Annotated in this window: 13 protein-coding genes; 8 read left to right on the plus strand and 5 right to left on the minus strand. The window is 64.6% G+C overall.

All coding sequences use genetic code 11. The annotated features are described in order from the left end of the window. Positions 1–37 precede the first annotated feature (37 nt). The 6 genes from mce (at position 38) to dnaE (ending at position 8,398) form a co-directional block, all read left to right on the plus strand. Positions 38–436: a methylmalonyl-CoA epimerase gene (gene mce, locus ACZLZQ_RS15270; protein WP_472950106.1), complete on the plus strand. Its 399-nt coding sequence runs from the start codon at positions 38–40 to the stop codon at positions 434–436. A 2-nt stretch (positions 437–438) separates the two neighbouring features. Beyond that, entirely contained in the window at positions 439–708 is a 270-nt protein-coding gene (locus ACZLZQ_RS15275) for a DUF1467 family protein (protein ID WP_472950107.1), read from the plus strand. Between the two features lie 516 nt (positions 709–1,224). Continuing rightward, positions 1,225–2,547, plus strand: a complete 1,323-nt coding sequence (gene proS, locus ACZLZQ_RS15280) for a proline--tRNA ligase (protein WP_472950108.1) — start codon at positions 1,225–1,227, stop codon at positions 2,545–2,547. A 38-nt stretch (positions 2,548–2,585) separates the two neighbouring features. Further along, positions 2,586–3,851, plus strand: a complete 1,266-nt coding sequence (locus ACZLZQ_RS15285) for a lipoprotein-releasing ABC transporter permease subunit (protein WP_472950401.1) — start codon at positions 2,586–2,588, stop codon at positions 3,849–3,851. Continuing rightward, positions 3,848–4,558, plus strand: a complete 711-nt coding sequence (locus ACZLZQ_RS15290; protein ID WP_472937866.1) for an ABC transporter ATP-binding protein — start codon at positions 3,848–3,850, stop codon at positions 4,556–4,558. The genes ACZLZQ_RS15285 and ACZLZQ_RS15290 overlap by 4 nt, the downstream gene beginning before the upstream one ends. A gap of 354 nt (positions 4,559–4,912) precedes the next feature. Beyond that, positions 4,913–8,398, plus strand: a complete 3,486-nt coding sequence (gene dnaE / locus ACZLZQ_RS15295; protein WP_472950109.1) for a DNA polymerase III subunit alpha — start codon at positions 4,913–4,915, stop codon at positions 8,396–8,398. Between the two features lie 30 nt (positions 8,399–8,428). Here dnaE and ACZLZQ_RS15300 read toward each other — a convergent pair whose 3' ends face one another. The 4 genes from ACZLZQ_RS15300 to ACZLZQ_RS15315 all read right to left on the minus strand — a co-directional run bounded on the left by ACZLZQ_RS15300 (position 8,429) and on the right by ACZLZQ_RS15315 (position 11,240). Then, positions 8,429–9,802, minus strand: coding sequence for a DNA polymerase IV (locus ACZLZQ_RS15300; protein WP_472950110.1), 1,374 nt, complete (start codon positions 9,800–9,802; stop codon positions 8,429–8,431). A gap of 75 nt (positions 9,803–9,877) precedes the next feature. Then, complete coding sequence (locus ACZLZQ_RS15305) at positions 9,878–10,177, minus strand: DUF1330 domain-containing protein (RefSeq protein WP_472950111.1); 300 nt, start codon at positions 10,175–10,177, stop codon at positions 9,878–9,880. Positions 10,178–10,266: 89 nt separating this feature from the next. Then, complete coding sequence (locus ACZLZQ_RS15310; RefSeq protein WP_472950112.1) at positions 10,267–10,932, minus strand: hypothetical protein; 666 nt, start codon at positions 10,930–10,932, stop codon at positions 10,267–10,269. Beyond that, a complete protein-coding gene (locus ACZLZQ_RS15315; RefSeq protein ID WP_472950113.1) occupies positions 10,929–11,240 on the minus strand; it encodes a DUF3572 family protein in 312 nt (103 codons plus the stop codon). The genes ACZLZQ_RS15310 and ACZLZQ_RS15315 overlap by 4 nt, the downstream gene beginning before the upstream one ends. A 128-nt stretch (positions 11,241–11,368) precedes the next feature. Between ACZLZQ_RS15315 and ACZLZQ_RS15320 the strand changes: the two genes are divergently transcribed. Together ACZLZQ_RS15320 and ACZLZQ_RS15325 are read left to right on the plus strand one after the other, a co-directional pair. Then, positions 11,369–11,740, plus strand: coding sequence for a response regulator (locus tag ACZLZQ_RS15320; protein ID WP_472950114.1), 372 nt, complete (start codon positions 11,369–11,371; stop codon positions 11,738–11,740). A gap of 8 nt (positions 11,741–11,748) precedes the next feature. Continuing rightward, positions 11,749–13,146, plus strand: coding sequence for a PleD family two-component system response regulator (locus tag ACZLZQ_RS15325; RefSeq protein WP_472950115.1), 1,398 nt, complete (start codon positions 11,749–11,751; stop codon positions 13,144–13,146). 464 nt (positions 13,147–13,610) lie between these two features. Here ACZLZQ_RS15325 and rpmG read toward each other — a convergent pair whose 3' ends face one another. After that, positions 13,611–13,778, minus strand: coding sequence for a 50S ribosomal protein L33 (rpmG, locus tag ACZLZQ_RS15330; protein WP_472933512.1), 168 nt, complete (start codon positions 13,776–13,778; stop codon positions 13,611–13,613). Between the last annotated feature and the right edge of the window lie 207 nt (positions 13,779–13,985).

Consider the following 13,985-nt stretch of genomic DNA (forward strand, 5'->3'; position numbering starts at 1 on the left):
CTGCGGCGGGCGTGACTTGGGCGAGGGGAGAGACGCAATGCTGGGCAGGCTGAACCACGTGGCCTTGGCCGTGCCGGATCTTTCGGCCGCCATTGCGCGCTACCGCGATGCGCTTGGCGCCAGCGTCTCGGTGCCGCAGTCTCTGCCTGAGCATGGGGTGACCGTCGCCTTCGTTGACCTCGTCAACAGCCGGATCGAGCTGATGGAGCCGCTGGGCGACGCATCGCCGATCGCGGCTTTCCTCGCAAAGAATCCCCGCGGCGGGATGCACCATGTCTGCTATGAGGTGGACGATCTGGCGCGGGCGCGCGAAAGGCTGCTGGCCGAGGGTGCCAGGGTGCTGGGTGAACCGAAGATCGGTGCCCATGGCCGACCGGTGATCTTCGTCCATCCCGCCGACATGCTGGGAACGCTGATCGAACTCGAGGAGATCTGAGAATGGGCTGGCCGACCGGATTGGCGATCTACTTCATCATCTGGTGGACGGTTCTGTTCGCCATCTTGCCTATCGGTCTGCGCTCGCAGGCGGACGACAACCAGATCGTCGACGGCACGCCGGCGAGTGCGCCGACTCATTTCAGCTTTGCCCGGACGGCGCTGTGGACATCGGCGGTATCGCTGCTGGTGTTTGCGTTGTTCTACTGGGTGACCGAGGTTCTCGGCGTCGGACCCGCGAGCTTTCCAAACTTCCTGCCCGGGGCTGGTTGAAGTCGCGCCCAGCCGGCGGCAGACGACCGCTATCTCAGCTTCGCTAAAATGCGCACAAAAAAAATGCAGAGCGCGAGCCCTGCATTTCCTGAAATGACGGTCCGGATTTTCTACCAGCTACTCCGGCTGGGGCGCGAACCAAAGTTGCGCCGAAAACCACGTCCTCCCGAGACTGGACCGTGTTTAGAGCGTCTTTCCGACGTCCTTTTATGACCTGACGTTAGCGGCCTAAAAAGCGCTTGTCACGATAAATTTCAGTTTTATGACGGATGATATACACAGCTGGCGTCTGATTAAGCTTCTTCCGCCTCTTCCTTGTGCAAGGTTGCCGTGGCTTTTCAAGCGGTCAGTGGCGGGTTAAGAACCGTTTAAGAAACGGGTGGCCGGGGCGAAATGGGGACGCTGATTCCGGTTGGCACCGTCCGACATCCAGAAGTTTTCCCCTGTCGCCTTGTTCCAGCCCCATCACGGCAGCACGAGGCAGTCCTCGTCACATTCGGAAAGTGCGGTCCCAGCATGCGCATGTCGCGTTACTTCCTGCCGATCCTCAAGGAAACCCCGAAAGAGGCTGAGATCGTCTCGCACCGGCTGATGTTGCGGGCCGGCATGATCCGCCAGCAGACCGCCGGGATCTACTCCTGGCTGCCGCTTGGCAAGCGCGTGCTCGACAAGATCTGCCAGATCGTGCGCGAGGAGCAGGATCGTTCGGGCGCCGTCGAGATGCTGATGCCGACGATCCAGTCAGCCGATCTCTGGCGCGAGAGCGGTCGCTATGACGACTACGGCAAGGAGATGCTGCGGATCGAGGATCGGCAGAAGAAGGATCTGCTCTACGGTCCGACGAACGAAGAGATGATCACCGACATCTTCCGCTCGTATGTGCGGTCCTACAAGGACCTGCCGCTCAACCTCTACCACATCCAGTGGAAGTTCCGCGACGAGGTGCGGCCGCGGTTCGGCGTGATGCGCGGGCGCGAGTTCCTGATGAAGGACGCCTATTCCTTCGACGTCGACTACGACAAGGCGAAGACAGCCTATGACCGGATGTTCGTCGCGTACCTCCGCACCTTCGAGCGGCTGGGCGTCAAGGCGATCCCGATGCGCGCCGATACCGGCCCGATCGGCGGCGAGCTCAGCCACGAGTTCCTGATCCTCGCCGCGACCGGCGAGAGCGGCGTCTTCCTGCACCGCGACTATCTCGACCTTGCGCCGCCGGGCGACGGGGTGGATTTCGACGATGCCGCCGGGCTTGCCGCAGTCGTCGAGGCCTGGACGACGCCTTACGCCGCGACCGAAGACATGCACGACGCGGCGGCCTTCGAGGCCGTGCCGGAGGCGGACCGCGTCGAGGCGCGTGGGATCGAGGTCGGCCACATCTTCCACTTCGGCACCAAGTATTCCGAGCCGATGAAGGCGCTGGTGACCGGCCCGGACGGCAAAGACACGCCCGTCTTCATGGGCTCCTATGGTATTGGCCCGAGCCGTCTTGTTGCGGCAGTCATCGAGGCCAGCCATGACGAGGCCGGCATCATCTGGCCGAAGGGCGTTGCGCCGTTCGATGTCGGCGTGATCAACATGAAGCCGGGCGACGCCGACTGCGACAAGGCCTGCGAGGATCTCTACCGCGATCTCGGCGCCGCCGGTTACGACGTCCTCCTCGACGACGAGGACACGCGGGCCGGCGCGAAGTTCGCGACGATGGACCTCATCGGTCTGCCGATCCAGGTGATCGTGGGCCCGCGCGGTGCCAAGGCCGGAGAGGCGGAGATCAAGATCCGCGCCACCGGGGAGCGCTTCGCCTTGCCGCTCGCCGACGTCCTCGCCCGTATCGCCGCGTGAGCGCCTTGGCGGAGACCGAGGTGAAGGGCCCGGCGCCGATGATCGGGGCGACGAAACCCTTCGCCCGGTTCGAATGGATGATCGCCGGACGCTATCTCCGCTCGCGGCGCAAGGATGCCGGCGTCTCGGTCATCGCCGGATTCTCCTTCATCGGCATCCTCCTCGGTGTCGCGGCGCTGATCATCGTGATGTCGGTGATGAACGGCTTTCGCACGGAGTTGCTGACACGCATTCTTGGCGTCAACGGCCACGTCATTATGCGGCCGATCGATACGCCACTCAACGACTTCGCGGAGGTCACTGACCGCATCGCGAAGGTGGCGGGCGTCACGAACGCCATGCCGCTGGTGCAAGGCCAGGCGCTGGTTAGCGGCAGCGGGGCGGCGCGGTCCTTCGCGCTGGTCAAGGGCGTGCGCGGCGACGATCTGATGAAGCTCGGGCCGGTGGCGAACAACGTCATTCTCGGCACCATCGGCAATTTCGACGCCAGCGGCGGCGTCGCCATTGGCAGCCGCCTGGCGCAGACGCTCGGCCTCAACCTCGGCGACCAGATCACGCTGATCTCGCCGGACGGCGACACGACGCCGCTCGGCACCGTGCCGCGCGTCAAGGCCTATCCGGTGGTGGCGATCTTTGAGATCGGCCTGTCCGATTTCGATGCGGCCTATGTCTATATGCCGTTCCCAGAATCCCAGCTGTTCTTCAACGTCGAGGGACAGGCGCAGTCGATCGAGATCTTCGCCTCCGACCCGGACGACGTGCGCAATCTGCAAGGGCCGGTCGAGCAGGTGGCCGGGCGGCCGAACTACACGACCACCTGGCAGCAGGACAACCAGTCCTTCTTCTCGGCCCTGCAGGTCGAGCGCAACGTCATGTTCATTATCCTGACGCTGATCGTGCTGGTGGCGGCACTCAACATCATCTCCGGCCTTTTCATGCTGGTGAAGGACAAGGGCCGCGACATCGCTATTCTCCGTACCATGGGGGCGACGCGGGGCTCGGTGATGCGGGTGTTCTTCATCACCGGCGCGTCGATCGGCGTGTCGGGAACGCTCGCTGGCCTGTTCCTCGGCGTGGTCTTCTGCCTCAACATCGAGAACATCCGGCAGTTCTTCTCTTGGGTCTCAGGCCGCAGCCTGTTCGATCCCGAGTTCTACTTCCTCAGCCGGCTTCCGGCGGAGATCGACGTCAGCGAGGTGGTGCTGGTCACCGCCATGGCGCTCGGGCTCTCCTTCCTCGCGACGATCTTCCCATCCTGGAAGGCGTCGACACTCGATCCCGTCGAGGCACTGCGCTACGAATGACCGAACAGCCGCATTCCCTCCGCCTCGACAAGGTGAGCCGCCACTACGCCCAGGGCGAAGAGAAGCTCGTCATCCTCGACGCCGCCGACTTCGAGATCCAGCCGGGCGAGATGGTGGCGCTCGTCGCGCCGTCCGGCGCCGGCAAGTCGACGCTTCTGCACATTGCCGGCCTGCTCGAGCGTCCGACCGAGGGCGAGGTCTTCATCAACGGGGAGGCTTGCGGCAGCCTCGGCGACCAGCGACGCACCCAGATGCGGCGCCAGTCGATCGGCTTCGTCTACCAGTTCCACCACCTCCTGCCGGAGTTCTCGGCGTTGGAGAACGTCATGCTGCCGCAGCTGATCTGCGGCCTCGGGCACAAGGAAGCGGCCGAGCGGGCGCAGCAGCTGCTCGACTACATGCGCGTCGGCGCACGGGCCAGCCATCGTCCGGCCGAGATGTCCGGCGGTGAGCAGCAACGCGTCGCCATCGCCCGTGCGGTCGCCAACAGCCCTTATGTGCTCTTGGCCGACGAGCCGACCGGCAATCTCGACCCGACCACCGCCGGCTACGTCTTCGACGCGCTGACGGCGCTCGTGCGCCAGTCGGGCGTCGCTGCCCTCATCGCCACGCACAACCATATGCTGGCCGCCCGCATGGACCGGGCGATCACCCTGGAGGGCGGCAAGATCGTGCCCTTCGTGCTCGACGACGCGCACCGCTTCTAGTCCGCCCCTCTTTACAGTCGCGAGGACGCGTCCGCTGGACAGATTCGGCGGACGCGTCGTTGCGTCCTTAACCATGTCTCGCATGTCGAGGCCCGTCAGCTACCGGACGGACCAACACGGCTTGACTCAGCGGCCACAAAGGAACAAAAAGAGAACATAGAACAAGTAGGGAACATTCCGATGCTGCTTTTCGCCAAAGACCTCGCCTCGCTTGCTGCCATCGCCCTCTTCATCGCCAGCTTCTCCCTGATCCTCAATTCGATCTGATCCTTCGTCTGTTGATAGGCCCTGCACCGCCCTCGACAGGCCGGTGCGGGGAGACGAAGGTGCCGACCGACGGACCGGGAGAAGAACATGGGCGAGAACACCAGCGGACCATCGACCCTCAAATTCGTCCACCTGCGCAGCCATAGCGCCTTCTCCTTGCTCGAGGGCGCGCTGCGGATCGAGCAGATCGTCAAATACGCCAAGGCCGACGGCATGCCCGCCGTCGGCATTGCCGACACCAACAACCTCTTCGGCGCGCTCGAATTCTCCGAGAAGGCAGCGAAGGCGGGGATCCAGCCGATCGTCGGCTGTCAGCTCGACGTCGACTTCGACGACGCGGACCCGGAAGCCGGAAACTCGCACCGCGAGCGGGCGACCCTTGCGGCTCACGCGGCCATGGTCTTCATCGCCGCCACCGAGCGCGGCTACGAGAACCTCGTCGAACTGGTTTCGCTCGCCTACCTCGAACACGATGGAAACGTCCGTCCGCACATTCGCCTCGACTGGCTGCAGGCGCGGTCGGAGGGGCTGATCGTCCTCACCGGCGGATCGCTCGGTCCGGTGGGCGCGGCGATCCAGGCGGGCCGGGGGCAGGTGGCGCGTGAGCGTCTGGAAAGCCTCTGCGCAATCTATCCGGGCAACCTCTACGTCGAACTCCAGCGCCATGCCGGCCGTGGACGCCGCATCGAGAGCGAGATGGTGGCGCTCGCCTACGATCTCGAATTGCCGCTGGTGGCGACCAACGAGCCGTATTTTGCCTCGCCCGAGGATTTCGACGCGCATGACGCGCTGATGGCGGTGGCGAGCAACCGGCTGGTCAGCCACGAGGATCGCCGCAGGATGACGCGCGACCACTGCCTGAAGAGCCAGGCGGAGATGGCGGTCCTGTTCGCCGACCTGCCGGAAGCGCTCGAGAACACCCTCGAGATCGCCCGCCGCTGCTCGTTCCGGCCACGGACCCGCAAGCCGATCCTGCCGCGCTTCGCCGGTGCCGACGTCGACGCGGCGGAGGCCGAGGAGGCCGAAATTTTGGAACTCCGCCGTCAGGCGGAGGAGGGGCTTGAGGCCCGACTCGCGGCGCACGGTCCTTGTCCCGGGCAGACCGCCGAAGTCTACCGCGACCGGCTCGCCTTCGAGCTCGGCGTCATCGAGCGGATGAAGTTTCCCGGCTACTTCCTGATCGTTGCCGACTTCATCAAGTGGGCAAAGGCGCAAGGCATCCCCGTCGGACCCGGCCGTGGTTCTGGCGCCGGCTCGCTCGTCGCCTATTCGCTGACCATCACCGATCTCGATCCGCTGCGGTTCTCGCTGCTCTTCGAGCGCTTCCTGAACCCCGACCGCGTCTCGATGCCCGACTTCGACATCGACTTCTGCCAGGACCGTCGCGGCGAGGTGATCCGCTACGTTCAGGATAAATACGGCCGCGAGCAGGTCGGGCAGATCATCACTTTTGGAACGCTGCAGGCCCGCGCTTGCCTGCGCGACGTCGGCCGCGTGCTCGAAATGTCGTATGGCCACGTCGACAAGCTCTGCAAGATGGTGCCGGCCAACCCGGCCAATCCGGTCACGCTGGCCCAGGCGCTGATCGAGGAGCCCCGGCTGCAGGAAGAGCGCGAGAAGGAGGAGATCGTTGACCGGCTGATCACCATCGCGCTGAAGCTTGAAGGCCTCTACCGCCACGCCTCGACGCATGCCGCCGGCATCGTCATCGGCGACCGTCCGCTGTCGAAGCTCGTCCCGATGTACCGCGATCCGCGCTCCGACATGCCGGTGACGCAGTACAACATGAAATGGGTCGAGCAGGCCGGCTTGGTGAAGTTCGACTTCCTCGGCCTAAAGACGCTGACCACGCTGAAAACGGCAGTCGACCTCATCGCGCGGCGCGACGTCGCCATCGATCTCGGCAGCCTGCCGCTCGACGACAAGCTCACCTTCGACATGCTGACACGGGGCGAGACCGTCGGCGTGTTCCAGGTCGAATCGGTCGGCATGCGCAAGGCACTGATCGGCATGCGGCCCGACCAGTTCGAGGACATCATCGCGCTGGTCGCGCTGTATCGGCCGGGCCCGATGGAGAACATCCCGACCTACAACGCCCGTAAGCACGGCGAGGAGGAGGCTGACTTCATCCACCCGATGATCGAGGTGGTGCTGAAGGAGACGCAGGGCGTCATCATCTACCAGGAACAGGTGATGCAGATCGCGCAGATCCTGTCCGGCTACTCGCTCGGCGAGGCCGATCTTCTGCGCCGCGCGATGGGCAAGAAGATTCGTGCCGAGATGGACCAGCAGCGGGTGCGCTTCGTGGAGGGCGCGGTCAAGAACGGGCTGACCAAGCCACAGTCGAACATGATCTTCGACCTTCTGGCGAAGTTCGCGGACTACGGCTTCAACAAGAGCCATGCCGCCGCCTATGCGCTGGTCGCCTACCAGACGGCCTACCTGAAGGCCAACTACGCGACCGAGTTCCTCGCGGCGTCGATGACGCTCGACATTGGCAATACCGAGAAGCTGAACGATTTCCGGCTGGACGCCATGCGCCTTGGCATCGAGGTCGTGCCGCCGTCGGTCCAGACCTCGCACAAGGCCTTCGAGGTCGAGGACGGCCGCATCTTCTACTCGCTCGCCGCCATCAAGGGCGTCGGCGAGCAGGCGGTCGAGCATATCGTCGAACGCCGCAAGCAAGGCGGGCCCTACAAGAGCCTTGAGGATTTCTGCGCGCGGATCGACCCGAAGGTCGTGAACAAGCGGACGCTGGAAAGCCTCGTCGCCGCCGGTGCGCTCGATCTCTTCGGGCACGACCGGGCGCGGCTGACAGCCAACCTGGAACTGCTCTCAGGCTATGCGTTGCGCCTGCACGAGGCGCGCATTTCGGGACAGAACGACATGTTCGGCGCGGCGGCGGGCGGCGATCCCGAGCGGCTGCGGCTGAACGATGCGGCCCTGTGGACGTCGACCGAAAAACTCATGCGCGAGTTCCAGGCGATCGGCTTCTACCTCTCCGCCCATCCGCTCGATGAGTACAAGGAAACGCTGAAGCGGCTGAGGGTGCAGACCCATGCGGAGGTCGTGGCGAGCGTGCGCCGCGGTGCCGCCGCCGGCAAGCTCGCGGGCACAGTCACCTCGCGGCAGGAGCGCAAGACCAAGAGCGGTGGCAAGATCGGCATCGTCGCCTTGTCGGATCCGAGCGGCCAGTACGAGGTCGTGCTGTTTACCGAGGCGCTCGTGCAGTTTCGCGACTTCCTCGAGCCCGGCGCCTCGGTGATCCTGATGGTCGGTGCGGAAGAGAGGCCGGAAGGCATTTCGCTGCGGGCGCAGAGCGTGCAGTCGCTGGAGGACGAGGCGGTCCGCATGCAGAAGTCGCTGCGGGTCTTCATGCGCGATGCCGGGCCAATGAAGGCGTTCCGAAGCCAGTTGCAATCCGGTGGCGATTCCGAAGTTTCGGTGGTGCTGATTCGGGCAGGCGGCGAACGGGAGATCGAGATCGCTCTGCCCGGCCGCTACCGGGTCTCGCCGCAGATGGCGAGCGCGATCAAAGCGGCGCCTGGTGTTCTCGACGTCGAACTCGCCTGATTCAGAATCTGAGGCGGTGGACTCAATCTCTTAGCGTTTGGTCGGCGGCCTCTGTGCAGCCTGGCCTTTTTCGTCCTCGAGAACCCGGAGCGACGTCTCCGGCGCGTCGACAGGCTTCGCCCTGAACGTATAGCCGGTCTCGATCGCCGCGAGGCCGAACTTGGCACGGAGGCGATCGAAGGCGCCTTCGGCCTTGGCGCGCTTTTCCGCCAGCGGATCGACCAGATCAGCGGGATCGGCTAGGGCCGCCTCGGCAAAGTCGTTGCATCCGATGCCGATCAGACGGAAGCGCGTGCCGTCGAGTTCCCTTTCGATCAGCTGTCGTCCGGCCTCGAAAATCCGGTCTGCCAGACGCGTCGGGTCGGCGAGCTTGCGGCTGCGCGTGCGCGTCTTGAAGTCGGCCGTCTTCAGCTTCAGCACGATCGTCTGCGCCGCCATGTCGGTCGCCTTCAAGCGCCGCGCGACCTTCTCGCTGAGGCTGCGCAGGATCGGGATCAGGTCCTCGCGGTGTGAAAGGTCCTCGTTGAAGGTGGTTTCGGCGGAGATGCTCTTCATCTCGCCGACCGGATTGACGGCACGTGGGTCGATCCCTCGGGACAGGCGGGCGAGACGCTGGCCCATCACCCCATAGCGGCGCATCAGGACGCTTTCCTCCATCGCCTGCACCTGGCCGATGGTGCGCAGATTGTCGCGCGCCAGCGTCGCGTCGGTAGAGGCGCCGACGCCCCAGATCATCGAAATCGGCTTGTCATGCAGGAAGGAGAGCGTCTCAGCCTTCCCGATCACCGAAAAGCCCCGGGGCTTGTCGAGATCGGAGGCGATCTTGGCGAGGAACTTGTTGTGCGACAGGCCGATGGAGACGGTGATCCGCAGGTCCCGCTGGATCTCCGCGGCGAGCCGCGCGAGCGTCAAGGCCGGTGGGCGGCCGTGCAGGCGGGCCGTTCCGTTGAGGTCCATGAAGGCTTCATCGATCGACAGGGGCTCGACCAGCGGGGTGATCGACCGCATGCGCTCGCGCACCTCGCGGCCGACCTCGGCATACTTCACCATGTCCGGCCTGATGATCACGGCTTCCGGGCAGAGCTTCAGCGCCTGGAACATCGGCATGGCGGAGCGCACGCCGGTGATGCGGGCGATGTAGCAGGCGGTCGTCACCACACCGCGTCGGCCGCCGCCGATGATCACCGGCTTGTCGGCAAGATCCGGACGGTCTCGCTTCTCGACCGCGGCGTAGAAGGCGTCGCAGTCGAGATGGGCGATGGCGAGATTGAAGAGCTCGGCATGGCGGGCCACCCTTGGGCTGCCGCAAGCCTCACAGCGCCGTCCGCTTCCCCGCTGGATGGCCAGACAGTCGCGGCAAAAGGCCGGGATCGCGTCGGGGCTGGGGGACTCGCTAGTGGCCATGGCGGAGTTTATTCCCCGCGCATGGGCGTCCGCAAGCACCGACTTGACGGGCACCCGCGCCCGAACGGTGAAAGATTAGTCTTCCACATCAACGCCTTCGATGATGAAGACGCGGTAGTCAGCAGCTTTCAGCCGGTGCTGCATGGCCGCCTGATAGGCGGGGCTGCGGTACCACGCCTCTGCCGCCGCCCGGTCGGGGAAGCTGAGGATGACGCTGCCCTCGATCGGATCACCCTCAAGGACCTCGAAAGATCCGTAGAAGGCGAGCGGCGTGATCGCGTGCCCCTCCATCGCGGCGCCCGCCATTTCCCCGTAGCGCTCGAATTCGGCGGTATCGTGCATGCGCTCGCGGGTCAGGACGATGTAGGCGGTCATGTGCTTACTCCTTCGGATCAAAGGCCGGTTTCCAGCCCGCGCCTTGATCTAGCGGCGACAGGAAGCAAAGCGAGCACAGGCGCCTGTCTTCAGGGAGCCTTGCCCGCGAGCAGGCTCTCGATGAGGGCCTCCGCCTCGTTCCAGTCGGCAGCGCTCAGCGCGCCCTCGGGCAGCGGCGGAAGATGCGGGCGAAAGACCTCGTTGGCCATCAGGTGGATCAGCCGGGCACGCGGCAGGCTCCGTCCAGCGGAGACGAGATTGGGTGGCAGATCATCGGCGAAGACGATCGTCCCGGGCCAGCGCGCAGAGAGCTCCGCCAGCACGCCGCCCTTGGCGCGCTCCGTGGCGATCATCGGAAAGCCGAGGCCAGCAGCATCCAGCAGCCGCCGGCGCTGCGGATAATAGGCCGGCGTCATCGCGGTCAGGAACACGATGTCGGCCTTCTCGGACAGGCGTGCGAGCGCCGCCTGGACACCATGCACAGGCAGCTGTCGAACTTCCTGTTCCTCGTAGAGCCGAACGGTGACCTTATCCAGTTCACTGCCGCTGATGGCCGCGCCGGTCGAGAGGGAGCGTACATTGCCGGTCAGCCGGAAGCTGTCGACGTGAAGCCGCGCGCCGAACTCCTCCAGGAGCTCGCAGAAAGGAGAGATGAAGTGCAGCACCACCTCATCGATATCGAGCACGATCAGATCGGACCGGCTGACGCTGAGATCCGCGATGGCGGGTCCCGCCGTGACAAGCGCCCGGCTCACGGCGCGGCCGTGCCGAAAGACTGGCTGAGGGTCTGCCGCGCAGCCATCACAGCGGCAGGAGACAGGTCGGCGTCCGCTGCGAAGGCGAGGAGCGTCGGCTCGTGCGCCAGCATGAAATCGAGGAGGCCGGCGAAGAACGCCGGCTGGGCCGCCGCCGCCCGCAACTGGCCGACGTCGAGGCCGGAGAGGTCGAGGAAGCGATGCAGGTGCACCGGATCGCCCGCGAGGAACTCAAGCGCCTGGACGCCGATCGCCAGTGCGGCTTCCGGGCCAGGCTGTGCTGCTTGCCCTCGATCAGTTTTCAACATTCACCCGGTCCTTCAGCCTGCCCATGATCCGATTCCCAATTCTTAAATCAAATTGCGATAGGTCTCGATGAACCTGGCGCCGAAACATCGGCGAACGGGCCGCATTTTTGCAAAGTGGAGTGTCGCGGATGCCAAAGACCGTGATGATCGTTGAAGACAACGAACTGAACATGAAGCTTTTCCGCGACCTGATCGAAGCCCATGGCTACCGGACCGTTCAGACCCGCAGTGGCCTGACGGCCGTCGATCTGGCACGCCAGCACCGTCCGGATCTCATCCTGATGGACATCCAGCTACCGGAAATTTCCGGCCTCGACGTGACGAAGACGTTGAAAGCCGATCCCGAGCTGCACAAAATCCCGGTGATCGCCGTGACGGCCTTTGCCATGAAAGGCGACGAGGAGCGGATCCGGCAAGGCGGCTGCGAGGCCTACATCTCCAAGCCGATTTCCGTCACCAAGTTCATCGAGACCATCAAATCCTTCCTTGGCGACGCCTGAGAGAAACCATGACCGCGCGAATCCTGGTCGTCGACGACATCGAGGTGAACCTTCGGCTGCTGGAGGCGCGGCTTCACGCCGAGTATTTCGAGGTGATCACCGCGTCCAGTGGTGACGAGGCTCTGGCGATCTGCGCCCGCGAGACCATCGACCTCGTCCTCCTCGATGTCATGATGCCGGACATGGATGGCTATGCCGTCTGCCGCGCTCTGCGGCTGAATTCCCGCACGCAGCACTTGCCGATCGTGATGATCACCGCGCTCGACGAGGCGAGCGACCGGCTCAAGGGGCTCGAGGCCGGCGCGGACGATTTTCTGACCAAGCCGGTCCGCGATCTCCAGCTGTTCAGCCGCGTGCGCAGCCTCACCCGGCTGAAGCTCCTGACCGACGAGCTGCGGGCGCGGGCGGAGACCACGGTCGACCTGATGGCCGGGACGGACATCCTGGCGCGGATCGCCAATGGCGGATCTGGGGGGCGGGTACTGGTGTTCGGCGAGAGCGACGGCACGGCGGGCCGCGTGCGGAAATATCTGCGCAGCGACCACGAGGTGGTCGGGGTTGCCGACCCGTCGACCGTCCTCAAGGAAGAGGCGACCGGCAGCTACGACATCTTCATCATCAGTCTCTCGGCGGTTGGCTACGATCCCCTGCGGCTTTGTTCGCAGATCCGGTCGAGCGATCACCTTCGCCAGATCCCGATCCTGCTCCTCACCGATCCGGCCGACGAGGCGAGGACTGCCAAGGCGCTCGAGCTTGGCGCAAACGACTATCTGGTCCGGCCGATCGATCGGAACGAGCTTTCCGCCCGCGTTCTCACGCAGATCAAGCGGCGGCGTTACGACGAGGGCCTGCGGCAAACGCTGAAGGCGACGATCGAGATGGCGGCCATCGACCCGCTGACCGGTCTCAACAACCGTCGCTTCTTAGAGACCTATGTTCCGAGCGCCATTGCGCGCGCGCGCGCCGATGGCAAGCCGCTCGCGGTTCTGATCGCCGACATCGACCATTTCAAGCGCATCAATGACGGCTGGGGGCATGACGCCGGCGATGCCGTCCTTCGGCAGTTCGCTGCGCGGCTGAAGGAGAGCCTGCGCGCCAGCGATCTCGCTTGCCGTTTCGGCGGCGAGGAATTCGTCATCGTCATGCCGGAAGCGGACACGCGGGTGGCGTTCACCATCGCCGAAAGGCTGCGGGAGCTGGTCGCCGGGCATCCTTTCGAGATCTCGCAGGAGAAGATCACGGTCACCGTCAGCATCGGGATCGCGGTCCTCGACCAGGCGAGCGACGATCGGCAGAGGCTCCTGCAACGGGCCGATCTCGGCCTCTACGCGGCCAAGCGCGACGGCCGCAACCGGGTGATCAGCCTTGGCACCGAAGAAGAGCGACGATTGTCAACCGGCTGTTGATCCGACACTCGCCGACTGGTTGCTTTCCGCTCCGAATCGCGTGACCTTCCTCGTCGGAAGAAACGTCGCCGGCCCTTGCCGGCGCGGCTGATTCTCCCTTGGCCGGCTCAGCTTCGTCACAACCTCTGGGCTATCCATCGGGTGGTCGGTCGGCTTGCACGGCCCATGGCGGTGTCCTCGCACCGCCGCCGGAAGCCGACCGATCCGCTTCCGTCTTCAGGCAACCCAGATCCGCCTCCCAGCATGCCCGCGCAGACATCCCTGGAAATAGCCGCGTCTTCTTTCGCCACTGCGGCGGAATGTGCTTACCCCCTGACGTAAGCGCGAAAACGGGACTACCTTGCATCTGGCTCAGCGAGCGGCCGATCCGGCGGCAGTTGCCAGCAACCGTTTCAGCCCCCCAACGCAAAACGCCGCCCCGAAAGGAGCGGCGTTTTCAGTGACCGATCAATAAAGCCAATGGCTTACTTGATCTTGGTCTCCTTGAACTCGACGTGCTTGCGCACGATCGGGTCGTACTTCGTCTTCGTCATCTTGTCGGTCATCGTGCGGCTGTTCTTCGTGGTCACGTAGAACGAGCCGGTGTCAGCGGTGCTGAGCAGCTTGATCTTGATGGTGGTCGCCTTCGCCATATCCGTATTCCATTGTCTTCAGAAGGAGGTCTAGCAGGTCCCGGCCGGTCGGGGACCGTGCATGAGGCTTGCGGCAATGTCGGGTTTGACCGGGAACCCGATCCGGAAGCAGACGTGCCTCCAAGAGCGCGGCAGCCTGTCTCCAAGGCCGATCAGACGAATGTCCGCACCGACCCACTATTTCGCGCGAACACTAGCCGAGCCGCG

Source organism: Mesocryomonas lacus (assembly GCF_055730105.2).